Below are 17267 nucleotides of genomic sequence, written 5' to 3'. Positions count from 1 at the left end.
GACGAAGCAATCTTTTACTAACCTCCGCATCACTCTCCCCCCGTCACTTCCCAATCACCGCCGTCGCCTCTACCTCAATCAACACATCCTCCCTATACAACCTGCTCACCTGCGCCAGCGTACTCGCCGGCGGCTTCTGCACATTAATAAACTCATCCCTCACCTCCCTCACCTTCCCCAACCCCGCTACATCTGTCATCAAATAAGTCAGCTTAACCACATCCTTCATACTCCCACCCATCTCTTCCACTATGTTTTTAATATTCTGAAACACCTGCCTCGCCTGCGCGCCTACATCACCCTTCCCCACCAACTGACCATCCTTATCCAATGGCACCTGTCCCGACATGATCACCATCTTACAATTTCCCAGGTCCACCACCGCCGCCTGCGAATATCCTTTCGGTGCAGCCACACTGCCCGGGTTCACCAATTCAACAATAGGCTTCGTTTGCGAAAACACCGTCGCCGTCATCAGCAGCGCTGGTATCAAAACTATATATCTCATCATGTTAATAATTTCTCAGGTAATATCGGCAGCTCCCGCACCCGTTTTCCCGTAGCATGATACACCGCATTAGCAATCGCTGCACCCGCAGGGCCCTGCACTGCTTCGCCCGCCCCCAGCGGCTCTTCCGTTGGGCGATCTATCAGCGCTACCTCCACTTCCGGCGCCTGGCTGATCGGCAATACCGGGTAAGAGAACCAGTCCAGGCTCCTGATCTGCGCATCATATTTCACCTGCTCCCGCAGCGTCCAGCTGGCCGCCTGTACCATCCCACCTTCCGTCTGGTTCTTAATGCCATCAGGATTAATGATCTCTCCCGCATCAATTACCGCCCACATCTTCTGTACGCGCACCACGCCCTGTTCCACCTGCACCTGTGCCGCCACTGCCGCATACGCCGCAGTATTTTTATACCGTGCAAAGGCAATCCCTATCCCATTGCCCTTAGCATCTCCTTTCACCGGCGCCATAGACTGCAGCTTCCGCAACACCGCAATCGCCCGTTCATCTTCCAGGTGCATCAGCCGGAAGCTATACCCATCCTTCCCTGCAGCTACCGCCAGTTCTTCCATAAAAGATTCTATCGCAAAGACATTGGCAAATGCCCCCAGGCTCCGCAGCGCTGATACACGCAGCGGTCCCTGAAAGGAATGTGCCTTTATATCCACGTTGGGAAAATTATAATAAGGCTCCGAGTTGCGCGAAGCGCCTCCGCTATAAGTAGAACCACCTGCCGCAAACGGCTTTTGCAGGTAATGCGCAGGCAACAGGTTCTCTGCTTTACCGCCCGGGCGCGTACTATGCGTATCAGACCATAATGCATATTGCCAGTAAGTGATCCTTCCATTGCTATCCAGCACCGCTGCTGCATCCATCAGCATAGCGCTGCCATAGGGCTCCCAGCCATGCTCCTCCTGTCTTGACCATTGTAACCGTATATGCTTCCCCGGTACCTGCATAGCCAGTAGCGCTGCCTCTGCCGCTACATCATCAGCGCCGTTATGTCCAAAACAACCTGCGCCCGGCACTCCCTTGATATGAATGCGTTCTGCGGGCAGCTGTAACAGCTCTTTCAGTGATTCCCGCAGCGGATACACGCCCTGGCTATGTGTCCAGATATGCAGCTGGTCTTTTTCGTACAGCGCCACCGCACAGGAGGGGCCTGATGCTCCGTGCATAATATAAGGCTTGAAATAGCTGGCGCGCACAGTTGCCGCACCGGTCAGTATCTCGCCTTTCTGTTGTACGTTCTGTGATTTTACAGGTAATTGCCTGAGATAGGCTGCTAAATCCTTACCGCCTTCCAGCGGTTTTACAAAAGTCCATTTTGTATTTTCAGCCAGTATCTTCTGCGCCTGCATGGCGGCATATTCTCCTTTGGCAACCACCGCCACGAAGCTGCCGTTCACGATGATCTGCTGCAGCTGCGGCACTTTCGATCTTACATTCTTTTCATTGAAACTATCCAGCTTAGCCTCATAAACAGGCGGCCGTACAATACGGGCATGCAACATACCCGGAAAGCGCAGGTCATGCACAAATATCGGCCCGCCGTTCACCATAGCGCTCAGGTCCTGCCGTGGAACAGGCTTACCGGAAAAGCGGTAATCCTGTTTTGCTTTCAGCGGCACCGGCATCTTGATCTCACCATCCAGCTTTTTACCATCCAGCACCTCGGCAAAAGTAAGGGAGCGTTGGTTGTTCTTTGTATGGATCCTGCCTTCAGACATCCGCAGCTCTTCTGCAGCAACGCCCAGGCGCATAGCAGCCAGCTGCAATAAGCGTTGCCTGGCTGCGGCCGCGGCATAGCGTACAGACATCGCGCTGGTTTCAATGGAAGCGCTGCCTGCGGTATAAGATTCATTGGGCGTTACGCCAGTCTCAGCCAGAGCAACGCTCACCTTGCCAATATCAAGGTCCAGCTCTTCTGCCGCTACCTGCGCAATGGCGATACGGATGCCTTGTCCCAGCTCTATTTTACCCGTAAACACCCGTACACTGCCATTGGCCAGCACTTCCAGCCAGGCGTTTATATGGGGATATCGTTGAAGCGAACCGGGAAGCTCCTGCAAGGGTAGCGTGGAACCTGCTGGGTAAAGAGCGCTGAGGGAAAATCCTATCGTCAGGCAGCCGGCTGTTTTCAGGAAATCTCTTCTGGACTGATCCATAGTGAATGGGTTTAATTGTAGCCACTTTGAATGTAGTTAAAAATCTTATCTTATTGCTATTTCACCACAGGTACTTTAAATTCGCCTCCCGTAATATTCGTCGTAGTACAGCACCTCTTAACATTTAAAAACCCGCACAAATGAAGTACACTAAATTGGGTAATACAGGCCTTATCGTATCGCGGCTTTCATTCGGATCCATGACCTTCGGAAACGACCCATCTCTGACCGCCATTTATAAAGTAACGCAGGAAGATGCGCAAACCATGGTAGACAAAGCGCTGGACGCTGGTATTAACTTTTTTGATACGGCTGATGGTTACTCCGGCGGCCAGTCAGAAATCATGCTGGGCAAAACACTGGCTAAACGCAGGCAGGATGTGGTGATCGCCACCAAAGTAGGTTTCCGCACCGGTCAGCCTGTTACCCAGGCAGGACTTTCCCGCCGTCATATCCTGTACTCCTGCGAGCAAAGCCTGAAGCGCCTGAATACTGATTACATAGACCTTTACATCCTGCATAAGGAAGATCCCTACACGCCGCTGGAAGAAACCCTCGAAGCGCTCAATTCCCTGGTAGTGGCAGGTAAGGTGAGATATGTGGGCTTTTCTAACTGGACCGTGTGGAAAGCAGCATTGGCCTGGCAGATGCAAAAGGAGCGGGGATGGGCGCCTTTCTGCAATGGTCAGCTGTATTACTCCCTGGTAGGCCGCGATGTAGAGCATGATATGGTTCCTTTCATGCAGCACGCGGGCATCGGTATGACTATCTGGAGCCCGTTGGCAAGCGGTTTCCTCAGTGGTAAATATACCCGTGAGAACCTGAAAGACCAGGACAACCGCCTCTCCGGTTTTGATATCATTCCTTTCGACAAGGAAAAAGGTTTTGAGGTAGTGGATGTGATGAAGAAAATAGCCGCTGCACACAATGCTTCACCAGCACAGGTGGCGCTGGCATGGTTGCTCAGCAAACCGGTGTTGTCCAGCATTATCGTAGGGGCCAGTAAGATCCACCAGCTGGAAGATAATTTGAAAGCAGTGGATGTTGAATTGAACGAGGAAGACCTCAAACAGCTGAATGATCATACGCACCCGGGCACCTTATACCCGCACTGGTTCCTGCAGAACCTCGTTGATCCCCAGCATAAGGAGATCTTTGGCGCAAAATGATCAGTGCTTCAGCTTTAATTTACCGGGCGGGTAACCGAAGTATTTCTTAAAGGCCTTGGAGAAATTATAGCTGTCAGTATAGCCCAGCACATAACCGGCTTCCGCTACCGTGCAGGCAGATTCCAGGAGCATCTGCCTGCCGTAGTTCATCTTTAGCTCATTCAGGTAACCAAATACCGTCGTCCCAAACAAAGCCTTGAATCCCTTCTTCAGCTTAAAATCATTCAGGCCGCAATGCCTTGCCACCTGCATCAGGCTGAGTGGCTCAAACATATGTTCCTTCACATAGTCGCGGGCAGCATATAAACGTTCCTTATCCGCAGGATGCAGGCTGATGGCTGCTCCTCCTGCCAGTCGTTCCGCCTGTTCTGCCTGCATCAGGAACAGTTCCATGATCTTCGATTCATAATACAGCATCTTCATATGTCCGCTGTAGGGGCATGCCTGTATATCGCGGATCACCTGCTTTTGCTGCCAGGTAAGCGCCATGGGCACATCACACAGTTCGGCTGCCTGCCCTTTCATCGTCCGGTCCCAGAAGCGTTTCAGGCAATCAAGGTCCGTGATCATCAGGCGATGCATATAGCTGTTGTCTATCTCTATACAAAAGCCTTCCGCTTCTTTTCCTGAAATGGTATAATACCCGTCAAAACGCGGCGTGTATATTACGCCGTGATGATGACTATAGATCTCCGACAGCAGCCCGTTAGCAGTATCCGCAGCGCTGCTGTGCCCCTTCAAAGAGAAATACATATCCAGTGTAGGCGTATCTTTTGTCTCCGGAAAACGGGTGTTCCTTTCCTGCAGTACTTTGGCAGAAATGATCTTTACCCCTGCAAAAGAAGCCATGGTGATATCGGCTAGTGAGGTGTCATATTGATGCTGTATGGTTTGTTCAATTAATGGATAGGTGGAGGAGCTGACAGTACAGTTATTATCGGCCATAATAAAAGTATTGAGCAAACATACACAAAAAAAGTTTTCCCGGAATGCCCGATCCGTTCAGGAGGATAATGAATCCGCCTGCACAGTTTTTGTGAAACAGCTTTTGCGGAACTTGTGAGTGTCAAAAATATTTTCGTGTATGCAGCAGGAATATATCAGGATCAAAGGCGCCAGGGAAAACAATCTGAAGAATGTTTCCCTGGAAATTCCCAAACGAAAGATCACCATCTTCACCGGCGTGTCAGGTTCCGGTAAATCGTCCATGGTGTTTGATACCATTGGGGCAGAAGCGCAACGCCAGCTCAATGAAACGTTCAGCATGTTCATCCGTAACCGACTCCCGCGGATCAGTCAGCCGGAAGCAGATGCCATTGAAAACCTCTCCACCGCCATTGTCATCGATCAGAAACGCCTCGGGGGCAACTCCCGTTCTACCATGGGCACCATTACGGATATCTATGCCGTGCTACGATTGTTGTTTTCCAGGATAGGCAAGCCCTTCATCGGGTATTCCAATGCATTTTCATTTAACGATCCCAGTGGCATGTGCCCCGAATGTAAAGGACTGGGATATAAAGTGGAAGTGGACCTGGATAAGTTTCTTGATAAGACAAAATCCCTGAATGACGGCGCTATCCTCTTTCCTACTTTCTCCGTCGGCTCCTGGTACTGGAAAAGCTACGTGTACTCCGGCCTGTTAGACAACGACAAAAAGCTGGAAGACTATACGCCGGAAGAATGGCAGACCTTACTCTACGGTAAAGGCTCCTTCGAAGTAAAACTGGACAACAATATTCCAATCAATGCAAAATTCGAAGGACTGGTAGATAAGTTTAACCGGCTCTATATCCAGAAAGACAGTACCGAGATGGCAGAAAGCACCCGGCAGAATGCAGAACGTTACATGAAGTTCGGCCCCTGCCCTTTATGTAAAGGCGCCCGCCTCAGCCAGGCTACACTAAGCTGCCGCATCAATGGAATGAACATCGCCGAAATGGCTGCCATGGAAGTAGGCGACCTTGTAGCAGTAATAAGGCAGCTCGATGATCCCACTGCAGGGCCGATGATCGCTTCGCTCGTCATGCGGCTGGAACACCTGGTGGATATCGGCCTGGGATACCTCAGCCTGGACCGCGAGACCGCTACGCTCTCCGGCGGCGAATCCCAGCGTATCAAAATGGTAAAGCACCTGAACAGTAGCCTGGCCGACATGCTGTATATCTTCGATGAGCCCAGTATCGGTTTACACCCCCGCGATGTGCACCGCCTCAACGAACTGCTGCAGAAGCTCCGCGATAAAGGCAATACCATCCTGGTAGTAGAACATGATCCGGATGTGATCAAAACAGCCGATCATATTGTAGATATAGGCCCCAAAGCCGGCAGCCAGGGTGGGGAAGTGGTCTACCAGGGAGATCTCAAAGGCTTGCTGCAATCCAACACACTCACCGGCCGCTTTATGAACAGAACCGTAAAGATCAAGGAAACTTTCCGCGAGCCGGTAGATTTCATGCATATCAAAGATGCCCGTTTACACAATTTAAAGAACATTTCCGTTGCCATTCCCACAGGTGTATTTACCGTAGTAACCGGTGTAGCAGGTTCTGGTAAAAGTACCCTCATCAACGAAGTGTTCCTCTCACAACATCCTGAAGCGATCGTGATCGATCAATCAGCCGTAGGTACATCCATCCGTTCCAACCCCGCTACTTACACCGGTATTATGGACGATGTACGTCAGCTCTTCGGCAAGGCCAATAAAGTAAGTCCCTCGCTTTTCAGCTTCAACTCCAAAGGCGCCTGCGAAGGCTGCCAGGGGCTCGGCTTCAACTATATTGACCTGGCCTTCCTCGAGCCGGTCCGCACCGTTTGCGAAATATGTAACGGACGCCGTTTTAAAGAGGAAGTACTGCAATATACCCTCCACGGCAAAACGATCTCCGATGTGCTGAACATGACCGTACAACAGGCGGAAACTTTCTTTACCAAAAAAGATGTGGTGAACAAGCTCTCCGCCATGAACGATGTAGGCCTGGATTACCTCACACTGGGTCAGCCTTTGAGCACGCTCTCCGGTGGCGAATGTCAGCGTATTAAACTCGCCGGCGAGCTGCATAAAAAAGGCAGCATCTATGTAATGGATGAGCCTACCACCGGGTTGCACATGTCAGATACCGGGCACCTCCTGGAGATCATTGACCGCCTGGTGGATACCGGTAACACGGTGATCGTCATCGAGCATAATACAGATGTGATCTGTAATGCCGACTGGATCATAGACCTCGGGCCTGAAGGCGGCTCAAAAGGCGGCGCCATATTGTATGAAGGAACGCCTGCAGGCCTGCTGCAATCGCCCGATTCGCTTACAGCAAAACACCTGCGTGATATGCAGCAACAATCCGTAGTTTTGTAAATACACATGAAAGCGCTCACCGTCATAAAGGATCGTTTTACGCCTTCACAGCCTGCTGTTAAAGCGGGGATGAACGGTGTGCGCTATCATGAATACACACCCGATATCCGCTTAAGTCATTACATTTTCTGTTACTGGCAGCTGAGCACTACTGCACCTTTACAGGAAGATTTCCTTTATCGCGTAGTGGCCGATGGTTGCATGGATATCTTTTTTGAAGCAGATGCCCCCTGCGATAATTATGTGATGGGATTTTCTACTGCCTTTACAGAATTTCCGCTGGGCCGCCATTTCAACTATATAGGTATCCGCTTTCTGCCCACTGCCTTGCCCTTGTTGTTTAACATTGATGCCGGGGAGCTGACGGATAAAGTAGAAGCATTATCCACCTTTCTGCCCGCTGTAGCGCATCAGCTGGGGAACATCGCCAGTGAAAAATACTTCCTGCAATCCATAAAGCCTTCGCTGGACAATCTCCTTTTGCGCCTGTTAGCCGGTATCAACCCTCATCCGGATCACCGCTTATACGAGGCAATAGATCTCATCCTCCGCTCACAGGGTATACTATCCATCGAAAAAGAATTGCAAACCGGGATAAGCCCACGGCAATTAAGACGGCTCTTTGAACGATATATCGGTGACACGCCCAAGATGTTCAGCAAAGTGGTGCGTTTTCAGCAGATTCTGCATGCCAGGCCCTCCAGGCAGGCGCTGCGCAGGAACAAGCTTTTCTTTGATTATGGTTATCACGACCAGGCCCATTTCATCAAAGAGTTTAAACGCATGTACGGCTTAACGCCCACCATCGCACTGGATTAAGTTTGTCCGTTTTTTACAATGTCGGCCCTGCAGCCCGGTGTAGTTTTGTGACGATCAATAAAACTAAACACCATGAAACTGAACGCTGGTATTATCACCAACAATTTACAGGCTACTAAAGATTTCTATGCAGGTCAGCTGGGCTTTGGCGTAACCTTTGAAAACGAATGGTACCTGCTTTTGCATACACCGGGCCACAGTTCAGAGATCGCTTTCCTGAAGCCGGGGTTGCCTTCACAGGCGCCCATCTTCCAGCAGCCCTTCAACGGCCGTGGCGTTTATCTCACTATCGAAATGGAGGAGGTGGATGACTGGTACGACACCATCAAAAGCAAAGGGATCCCTATCAGCGTAGAGATGAAAGACGAGCCCTGGGGCGACCGCCATTTTGCGATTTTAGACCCCAACGGAATCGGGATAGACTTCGTACGTTACCAGTCGCCGGAATGATACGCTAACCATTGATCGCCTTCGTAATGAAATAGGCGTTCAACCCGATATACGTTACCAGCATGATCTGCGCAATGATCAGATCATACTTGTTGGCAGCTCTGAGGTTATCCTTTTTTGACATCAGCAGGGAAATAGCCGATGAGGTGATCACTGCAAAGATGTAGAAAAGCGTAATGCCATGCAGGGTATCCACCAGCGTAAACGCAGAAGAATCCGGCAGTGAGGAATCAATCACATATTTATTACCAATAGCGGCAAACAAGGCGCCTACGCTTAATCCGAAGCGGGAATCGATATGGTCGGCATGGATGTAGAAGCACATGTAGGAGATTAGGAAAGAAACATACATGCCCAGGAACATCTTCCAGAACAGTTCCGTGGCTTCCCGGTCAATCGCTATTCTTACCCGGAAGGTGCTGTATTCGGTATGTGGCTTTGGCAGGCTTTCATCCCCAAAACCCGTTTCATATGCCTTGATGCCTGATGATACCACAAAGCTGTCAATATTCCATCCCCTTAAGGTAAAGCGCGGATCAAAATGTTGTCCCAACGTATCCGGCGCAAAAACCAGGGAGCTGGCGTCAAATTGTGAGTTTTCAATACCCAGCCTTAAGCGCTGCCGGTCAAAGGGGAAATTATTGATCCTCCAGGAGTCCTTCATCACGCATTGCAGTTTCATCAGCATATACACGCGTCCCTCGCTGGTATCAACCGTATAGTAGGATTTGGTAACGGTTTTGGCCTGTGGTATTTCCAGGTTCTGCCAGAAATCAAATTTCTTGTTCTTATAGGTGAGCCACAGCCACAGGCTGATGGTATATTCATTCTCTTTGAAATCAATGTCGTGGATGCTGGTAACGTAAATACCCGTTTTAACGGTATCCGGTGGTGTATCCTGTTCCTCTTTCGCAAAAGATCGTTCAATAAAGATGGTGCAGTGTAATAGGAAGCAGATGGAAAGCAACAGCGCTTTTCTCATGTTGGTATTCTTTATAATATGTAAGGTATGTAATTATATTGAAAGTCAGAATACCCCTCCTAAATTGGCGCGTATACCCACCCGGCTTTCGGGCTGATTCAGCTAGCTTTAGGGTGAATCCGGCTTAAAACGCAACATATGTTACTACAGCATAAGAACGCCATTATTTACGGGGCAGGCGGCTCCCTGGGAGGAGCCGTAGCCCGTGCCCTGGCCGCAGCAGGCGCCAAAGTATTTCTTACAGGTCGTACCCTGCGCTCCGTTCAGCAGGTAGCCGATGAGATCATCGCTGCCGGTGGCCAGGCGGAAACAGCCGAACTGGATGCGCTGGACGAGCAGGCCGTTAACGGGTATATCGGGTCTATCGCCCAGGCAGGCACGCTGGACATCTCTTTCAACGCCATCGACTGGCAGGTGGTGCAAAACATCCCGCTGACAGATATGACCCTGGATGATTTTATCCGCCCGATCAACATCGGCCTGGAAGTACAATTTATCACCGCTACTGCTGCCGCCCGGGTGATGATGAAACAGGGATCCGGTGTGATTCTCTCGCTCACGGCCACCCCCGGCGGAATAGGTTATGCGAACACCGGCGGCTTTGGCCCCGCCTGTTGCGGCGTGGAAGGTTTTTCCCGCAACCTGGCTTCAGAGCTGGGCGCTTATGGTGTGCGGGTGGTCAATATCCGTTCCGGCGGCTCTCCCGATTCCAGGATCTTCAAAGAAGCGATAGATGCCGGTGGCGACGATGTAAAGGAGTTTATTGAAAAGATGGCCAATGATACCATGCTGAAGCGGATGCCTCTCATGCAGGATATCGCCAACACGGCCGTATTCCTCTCGTCTCACATGGCTGCTTCCATCACCGGTGTTACCATCGATGTAACCGCTGGCACCACCAGTGCATTGAATTATAAGGTGACCAACATCGCCTTTTTAAAAGCAGACGAGGCCTGAACCCGTTCCGGGCGGAGCCTGCCCTATATCTCGCCGTATTGCTTTAATATTGCGGATAGGAAAACTACCCGCTCATGGAATTTGGTATCAGCACATTTGGAGAAGTTCAACCGGAAGGCGTTCCCGGAAATGCAAAAGAATCCTACCTGCGCATGCAGGAGGTAATAGCCGAAGCAAAACTGGCCGAAGCCGTAGGCCTGGATGTCTACGCCGTAGGCGAACATCACCGGCCTGACTTTGTGATCTCGTCCCCTGAAGTGGTATTAGGCGCAATAGCGGCCGCCACACAAAAGATCCGTTTATCCAGTTCCGTTACCGTGCTTAGTTCAGCAGACCCGGTGCGGGTGTTTGAACAATTTGCAACGGTAGACCTGCTCTCCGGCGGCCGTGCAGAGATCTTAGCCGGTAGAGGCTCTTTTACAGAATCTTTCCCCCTCTTTGGATATAGCCTGGCAGATTACGACGCCCTCTTCGAAGAAAAGCTGAACATGCTGCTGCACATCAACCAGCATGAGATCGTTTCCTGGAAAGGCAAATTCAGGCCTCCCCTGAATGAGCGTGGCGTGTATCCGCGTCCATATCAGCCGTCTTTACCGATATGGATAGGATCAGGCGGCACACCTGCTTCCTCTCGCAGAGCAGGAAGGCTGAACCTTCCGCTTGTCCTGGCCATCCTGGGTGGAAAACCCAGCCAGTTTGTTCCCCTCGCTGAGCTGTACCGCAAATCCGCCCGCGAAGCAGGGCATGATCCTGCCCAACTGAAGCTGGCCATTAACTCGCAGTTCTACGTAGCAGAAGATTCAGACCAGGCGGCAGATGAGTTCTTCCCTTCCTATGAGAAGCTGATGAACCGTGTTGGAAAGGATAGGGGCTGGCCGCCGCTTACCTGGGAGCATTTTGAATATATGCGCATGCCCGAAGGCCCGCTGTTTGTAGGCAGTGTACAGGAAGTGATTGATAAGATACTGTACCAGTACAAATTGTTTGGTCATAACCGTTTCCTGGGCCAGCTGGTAAAGGGATATATAGAACACGATAAGGTACTGCGGGCGATAGAGTTATTCGGCACAAAGGTGGCGCCGGCGGTGAAGCAGGCATTGGGAGTGCAGTAGCAAATATCGAGGTGGTGTTGATCCATATATCTACACATTAACCAAACCTGAATAACATGCGCCAGGATTATATCTTAGAAATCGTCGAAGAATTAGGCCGGATCCTCCGGACCATCATCAACATGAAGAAATCCAACCCTTCTAAAGCATTGGAAGAGATCCGGGTCGCCTTCAGAGGAACCAAATTCAAGGATAAAAATAGCTTCGACGATATGACCATAGACGAACTGGCCGCCTTCGTTGAAAAGAACAACATGGACTACCGCGCACTCGACGTCATCACCGACCTGCTCCTGGAAGAAATCGACATCCGCCTGGATACCGCCAATACCACCAACATCCCCATGCTGATCGCAAAAGTAGACTGGCTCATCGCCTGTACCGACAGCAAGGAAAAAGCATTGAAAGTATTCTCCCTTAACCGCGATGCGCAAAGGCAGCGGCTAAAGGAGTTTAAAGGAAAGTTATAGGAACACTTATTTCAGATAAGTTCCCAGGAAGGCAAACAGCTGCTGTCTTATATCCTGCGCATCAAACATCACCCCGAAATGCGGTGCTCCCGGAACAACCGTCAGCTGGTTCTTTACCCCGCTAAGCGTCAGCCAGGAACTTAACAATACAGATTGTGTAAAATGCACTGATTCATCTTTTTCACCCTGCACAATGAAAAAAGGAGGATCATCCTTATCAACATACGTATTCGGGCTCGCCTTCTTTGCCAGGTCAGGACGTTGCAAGGGGGAAGCGCCTAACAGCATAGACAGAGGATCATCCCCCTTACCGCCAGCTACCACAGGATGATCCGCTATCGCAATAAGATCGGAAGGTCCATAAAAATCAAGCACACATTTGATCTTAAAATGCGGGCTCTTACCAGGTGGATAAAATTCCTGCATATGATTATTAGCAGCTAATGCCAGTAACGACGCCAGATGCCCGCCTGCCGAGAACCCGATCAGTGCTATTCTGTCCTTATCAATTTTATACTCGCCCGCATGCTGGTACAGGTATTCCAGCGCCTGGTTACAATCCTGTACCTGTGCAGGGAAAATAGCCGTAGTGCTCCAACGGTAGTCAATAGAAGCCAATGCATAGCCATTATTGATCAACCCCTTGATAGTCTCCTGCATATAGCTCATATCTGCATACTTGTCATTCAGCATCCAACCGCCTCCATGTACCCATACCACCAGCGGGGTGTTACTGCCCGCATTGGGAGGGAGATAAATATCCAGCAGGTGCTTCTTCAGCGTATCATTGGCATAGGGTATATTGGGATGTACAACCGTTCCTTCAGGGAATATATTTTGTACCGGTGATGTTTGCGCCTGTCCGTGGAATGTTAGCGCAACAATGGGCGCCAGGAGGAGCAGCCGCCGCATACAGTGTCTTAAGATCATGTTGAGAATATTTGCCTGAATTTAGCAGAAAAAGGGGAGAATAACGATTAAATGGCCCAAATAGTTGAGCCTGCAAATCGTACTTATTGAACTTCGCTTAGCATGATTATTGTAACAGGATAAAAAGCATGGAATATGCGCGCCACGTTACCACTGCCACTCTTCGGAAGATTGTCAGCAAATCTTTTCACGTTCTCAACGTACACAAATTAAACTGTTATGCAAGCGAGCCGCGATAGTATCGTCGACATTTGGGGCGAACGAAGCCCTTATAGAGGTGAATGGCCGGTGAGAGTAGACCAATGTATTGGCGAAGAACCCGACTATTGGGTACAGTCGGCCTGTGTCTTATGCTCCAATGGCTGTGGAATGGACATTGGGGTAAAGAATGGACGAATAGTAGGCGTTCGTGGCCGTAAAGAGGATATCGTGAACTTCGGAAGAATGGGGCCAAAGGGTTTGCATGGATGGGTAGCTAACAACAGTAAAGACAGGCTGACGAAACCTTTAATAAGAAGGAACGGTAAATTGGAAGAAGCCAGCTGGGACGAGGCAATGAACCTTATCGTACAAAGATCAAAGGAGATCATAGAAAAATACACAAGCCTTGGTATTGGATTTTATACTTCAGGGCAGCTCTTTTTAGAGGAATATTATACACTGGGCGTACTTGGCAAAGCTGGTTTAGGTACGCCGCATATGGATGGAAATACCAGGCTTTGTACCGCTACTGCTGCTTCCGCACTGAAAGCGTCTTTTGGAACGGATGGTCAGCCTGGTTCTTATTCAGACATCGATACAACAGACTGTATCCTGCATGTTGGCCATAACATCGCTTCACAACAGACCGTCTTATGGATGCGGATCCTGGACAGGCTTGCAGGCCCTAATCCGCCGAAGCTGGTGGTTATAGATCCGAGAGAAACATATACTGCTCAAAAAGCAACCGTGCACTTAGCGCCAAAGCTGGGAACCAATATCCCGGTAATGAATGGCTTGCTTAATTTGATCATAACAGCTGGGCACATCAACAAAGCATATATCGATGCACATACCCTTGGTTTCGAAGCGTTAAAACAAATCGTTGCAAAATGGCCGCCCGAAAGGGTAGCCGAAGTAAGCGGCGTGCCTGCAGCTAAGTTGCGTGAAGCGGCAGATCTATTGGGTACAAGCAAAACGCTCGTCTCTACTGTTCTGCAGGGAGTCTATCAATCCATGCAGGCAACAGCAGCGTCCATCCAGATAAATAACCTGCACCTGCTACGCGGACTTATTGGAATGGATGGTTGCGGCATCTATCAAATGAACGGACAGCCCACCTCACAGAATACAAGAGAATGTGGAGCAGATGGCGATTTACCGGGATTTAGAAATTGGGATAATAAAGCGCATGTACAACAGCTTGCCGATTTGTGGAATGTTGAATTGGATAAGATCCCGCATTGGTCCCCTCCCACACACGCCATGCAGATCTGGCGATTCGCCGAAGCCGGTTCAATAAAGATGCTTTGGATAAGTGGTACAAATCCTGCCGTGTCTATGCCTGAATTGCCACGCATCCGAAAGATCCTGCAAAAGGAAGATCTCTTCGTAGTAGCGCAGGATGCATTCATGACGGAAACAACGAAGCTCGCAGATGTAGTGCTGCCTGCAGCAATATGGGGAGAAAAAACAGGCTGTTATACCAACGTGGATAGAACAGTGCACATTTCACACAAGGCAATTGAACCGCCGGGAGAAGCGAGATCAGACTTTGATATTTTTTTAGATTACAGCCGCAGAATGGGTTTTAAGGATAAAGACGGCGCTGATCTGATAAAATGGAATACGCCTGAAGAAGCCTTTGAAGCATGGAAAGAATGCAGCAGGGGCAGACCTTGCGATTATACAGGAATGAGCTATTCCAAGCTTACAGGGGGATCAGGCATCCAGTGGCCCTGCAATGAAAAGTATCCTGAGGGTACGCGTCATCTGTATACCGATGGCGTATTCAACACCGCAGCTGACTATTGCGAAACTTATGGACATGATTTAGATACAGGCGCTGCAGTTACAGAACAGGAATACAAAGCAGTACATCCAAACGGTAAAGCATTCCTCAAAGGATCAGATTATCTTCCACCGCACGAAGCCCCGGATCAGGACTACCCGCTATGGTTAACTACAGGCAGGCTCGTTTATCATTTCCATACGCGGACAAAGACAGACCGGTCTAAGGAGCTGCATGATGCGGCCCCTGACGGATATGTACAGATCTCAGAACAGGACGCCGCCAAGTATAACATTGCAGAGGGCGATATGATCACCGTTACATCCCGGCGGGGAAAAGTAATGGAGCCTGCAAAGATCGGGGGCATCGAACCGGGAACTGTCTTCATACCTTTCCATTATGGTTATTGGGATAACGATGAGCGCCCGCGCGCAGTAAATGAATTAACCATTACAGAATGGGACCCGGTGAGCAAGCAACCCCATTTTAAATATGCAGCAGTAAAAATAAGTAAAACTTAAACCCCGGAAGGTATCACAATGCATATCGGAAAATACATTGACTTAGTGCACAGAACAGAAGTTGATCTCGTAAAGGCTTTCAAACTGGTAGCGGATGCCCATGGAGATGAGGTGGACATTTACCAGACTTGTATGCTGTTATCATCATGGTCTCAAAGCCTTGCTGATGATATCCAGGTCTTTGCAGAAACATATGGTGAAGAAAGTGATGACGAACCCGACAGGCTGACACAAACCTTATTAAAGGAAGCACGTAAAGGCGGAATGGCGCTTCTGAGAGACCTGCACGACTTGTATTTAATAGTAGGCGAAGCGATGATTTGCTGCGCTATATTACAGCAGGCTGCCGCAGGCTTGCGGGATGAAGCGCTGTTGTCAACCTGCGGAGAAATAGAACGGCAATCAAAAAGGCAACAAGCCTGGATTTACACCAGGATGAAATCAGCCGCCCCACAGACCTTGATAGCTGCAGAATAGTGGGGTAGCAGCCCCTCCCCAACTATTCCCAATGAGAATAAAGTTGATCTAAATCATCAAATTTAACCCCTTGATGTTTCATTGGATCCTTTCCCGTATTTTTATATAAATCATTTACCATGGCCCTTCAAGTCGGCATTCACAAGTTCACCGGCAGACTTGATAACGTCATTGGCTACCGCAGAAATGGTAAATATTTCTTGCGTAGCATGCCGGACAAAGTAAGACAGACAGCTGCCACTAAGCGCGCTGCCCGTAACTTCGGCATTGCCAGCCGGAAAGGAAAGCTTATTCGCACCGCCTTCCGTCCTTACCTTGGCCTACGCCGTGACGATGGCCTGGTGAACCGCCTGAATAAACTATTCATTCAGGCCGGCCGTAACAATTTCCCTAGCCTCCAGGGCTTTCATTTTAACCGCCACACCGGCCTGGAAAAACTATTCATTATTCCGCCCGTCTTCACAGTAAACGGTACCCTCCATATCCCCGCCCAGGAACTGGAGCCACAAGGCGCCAACACACACCTGGAAGTCCGCCTCATCGCCGCGCGGATCGACTTCCGTACACACCGCGTACTCAGCTCCGAATCTTCCTCCGCTATCATCGACCTTAACCCCGATATTCCCTTCAACGGCCTGGCTTTAAGCGTTCCTACTGAAGGAGAAGGTGTATTAATGGTTACCTTGCAATGCCGCGCCTGTAAAGCTACTAACGGCGTCTTATATCCTTCCTGCGACCGCCGCTACATAGCCGGCGATGTTATCCATCTTGTTGTACCTGTAGATCAAGTCCTCATACCGGATGCGCTCATAGCAAAAGCAACGCGTAAACGTTTTGCCTTCCGTAAAACATCTTCCTCTGTTAACAGCCAAGAGAAAGCAGTACATGGGTCTTCATCCTCCGTCAACAACCAAGGGCCTCCATCCCCGTCAGCACGAGGCGCCGCAGGGCCACCAGGGCAGCGCGACGAAGCCATCTTCTAACACAATCCTCAAGCACAATCAGTCGAGCGTCGAGGGTCTTCCTCCTCCGTCATTGCGAGGAGGGGTTAAGCCTTTTGTGCGTGGGGCGACGAAGCAATCTTTTCCATGTAGATTGGACTAAAAGATTGCCTCGTCGCCCCACGCGCTCACCTTTCGCAGCTCCCCGCAATGACGCGGATGGGGGCCTGTCCACCGGATGGTGCCGTCCTCACCTCAAATCCCCTCCCGCATCAACTCACCTTCAACTCTTGATCAAGTCCACCTCACATCCAATTACCCCTTAGTTCTACATAACCCTTACTATACCCTTACAAGCCGGCTACTTAAGGTATTAGCCGGGTTCCCTCCTCGTGCTTTCCGCATAAGTGCCAGG

The 17267-nt window shown here is 50.0% G+C and carries 15 protein-coding genes; 10 read left to right on the top strand and 5 right to left on the bottom strand.

The window, feature by feature from the left end; all coding sequences use genetic code 11:
* Positions 1-43: 43 nt before the first annotated feature.
* Positions 44-511: a RidA family protein gene (locus tag ACR9Y8_RS15110; RefSeq protein ID WP_481214077.1), complete on the bottom strand. Its 468-nt coding sequence runs from the start codon at positions 509-511 to the stop codon at positions 44-46.
* A complete protein-coding gene (locus ACR9Y8_RS15105; RefSeq protein ID WP_481214076.1) occupies positions 508-2676 on the bottom strand; it encodes a xanthine dehydrogenase family protein molybdopterin-binding subunit in 2169 nt (722 codons plus the stop codon). The genes ACR9Y8_RS15110 and ACR9Y8_RS15105 overlap by 4 nt, the downstream gene beginning before the upstream one ends.
* 140 nt (positions 2677-2816) lie before the next feature.
* Here ACR9Y8_RS15105 and ACR9Y8_RS15100 point away from each other — a divergent pair, with 140 nt between their 5' ends.
* Positions 2817-3845 (top strand): aldo/keto reductase, encoded by a 1029-nt coding sequence (locus ACR9Y8_RS15100; RefSeq protein WP_481214075.1) that lies wholly within the window; start codon positions 2817-2819, stop codon positions 3843-3845.
* Here ACR9Y8_RS15100 and ACR9Y8_RS15095 read toward each other — a convergent pair whose 3' ends face one another.
* The gene (locus ACR9Y8_RS15095; protein ID WP_481214074.1) at positions 3846-4790 is read right to left on the bottom strand and encodes a helix-turn-helix transcriptional regulator; all 945 of its coding nucleotides are present in this window, start codon (positions 4788-4790) and stop codon (positions 3846-3848) included.
* Between the two features lie 139 nt (positions 4791-4929).
* Between ACR9Y8_RS15095 and ACR9Y8_RS15090 the strand changes: the two genes are divergently transcribed.
* The 3 genes from ACR9Y8_RS15090 to ACR9Y8_RS15080 all read left to right on the top strand — a co-directional run bounded on the left by ACR9Y8_RS15090 (position 4930) and on the right by ACR9Y8_RS15080 (position 8472).
* A complete protein-coding gene (locus ACR9Y8_RS15090) occupies positions 4930-7203 on the top strand; it encodes an ATP-binding cassette domain-containing protein (RefSeq protein ID WP_481214073.1) in 2274 nt (757 codons plus the stop codon).
* A gap of 6 nt (positions 7204-7209) precedes the next feature.
* On the top strand, positions 7210-8022 hold the full coding sequence (locus tag ACR9Y8_RS15085; protein ID WP_481214072.1) for an AraC family transcriptional regulator: 813 nt from the start codon (positions 7210-7212) through the stop codon (positions 8020-8022).
* A gap of 72 nt (positions 8023-8094) precedes the next feature.
* Positions 8095-8472: a VOC family protein gene (locus ACR9Y8_RS15080; protein ID WP_481214071.1), complete on the top strand. Its 378-nt coding sequence runs from the start codon at positions 8095-8097 to the stop codon at positions 8470-8472.
* A gap of 4 nt (positions 8473-8476) precedes the next feature.
* Here the strand turns inward: ACR9Y8_RS15080 and ACR9Y8_RS15075 are convergent, their stop codons facing one another.
* The gene (locus ACR9Y8_RS15075; protein ID WP_481214070.1) at positions 8477-9454 is read right to left on the bottom strand and encodes a ligand-gated ion channel; all 978 of its coding nucleotides are present in this window, start codon (positions 9452-9454) and stop codon (positions 8477-8479) included.
* A 138-nt stretch (positions 9455-9592) separates the two neighbouring features.
* On the opposite strand from ACR9Y8_RS15075, the gene ACR9Y8_RS15070 reads away from it, so the two are divergent.
* The 3 genes from ACR9Y8_RS15070 (at position 9593) to ACR9Y8_RS15060 (ending at position 11993) form a co-directional block, all read left to right on the top strand.
* Complete coding sequence (locus tag ACR9Y8_RS15070; RefSeq protein ID WP_481214069.1) at positions 9593-10411, top strand: SDR family NAD(P)-dependent oxidoreductase; 819 nt, start codon at positions 9593-9595, stop codon at positions 10409-10411.
* Between the two features lie 74 nt (positions 10412-10485).
* Entirely contained in the window at positions 10486-11523 is a 1038-nt protein-coding gene (locus ACR9Y8_RS15065) for an Atu2307/SP_0267 family LLM class monooxygenase (protein WP_481214068.1), read from the top strand.
* Positions 11524-11579: 56 nt separating this feature from the next.
* A complete protein-coding gene (locus ACR9Y8_RS15060) occupies positions 11580-11993 on the top strand; it encodes a hypothetical protein (protein WP_481214067.1) in 414 nt (137 codons plus the stop codon).
* A gap of 6 nt (positions 11994-11999) precedes the next feature.
* Here ACR9Y8_RS15060 and ACR9Y8_RS15055 read toward each other — a convergent pair whose 3' ends face one another.
* Positions 12000-12923, bottom strand: a complete 924-nt coding sequence (locus tag ACR9Y8_RS15055) for an alpha/beta hydrolase fold domain-containing protein (protein ID WP_481214066.1) — start codon at positions 12921-12923, stop codon at positions 12000-12002.
* A 219-nt stretch (positions 12924-13142) separates the two neighbouring features.
* Between ACR9Y8_RS15055 and ACR9Y8_RS15050 the strand changes: the two genes are divergently transcribed.
* The 3 genes from ACR9Y8_RS15050 (at position 13143) to ACR9Y8_RS15040 (ending at position 16894) form a co-directional block, all read left to right on the top strand.
* Complete coding sequence (locus ACR9Y8_RS15050; protein ID WP_481214065.1) at positions 13143-15434, top strand: molybdopterin oxidoreductase family protein; 2292 nt, start codon at positions 13143-13145, stop codon at positions 15432-15434.
* 45 nt (positions 15435-15479) lie between these two features.
* The gene (locus ACR9Y8_RS15045) at positions 15480-15911 is read left to right on the top strand and encodes a molybdopterin oxidoreductase (RefSeq protein ID WP_481214064.1); all 432 of its coding nucleotides are present in this window, start codon (positions 15480-15482) and stop codon (positions 15909-15911) included.
* Between the two features lie 119 nt (positions 15912-16030).
* Positions 16031-16894 carry a hypothetical protein gene (locus ACR9Y8_RS15040; RefSeq protein ID WP_481214063.1) on the top strand — a complete coding sequence of 288 codons (864 nt, stop codon included), beginning with the start codon at positions 16031-16033 and terminating at the stop codon, positions 16892-16894.
* The last annotated feature ends 373 nt before the right edge of the window (positions 16895-17267 follow it).

The organism is Chitinophaga sp. SVR4-12A, from assembly GCF_056754765.1.
Note: the sequence above shows the minus strand (reverse complement) of the source record. Positions and strands in the feature narration are given on the sequence as shown.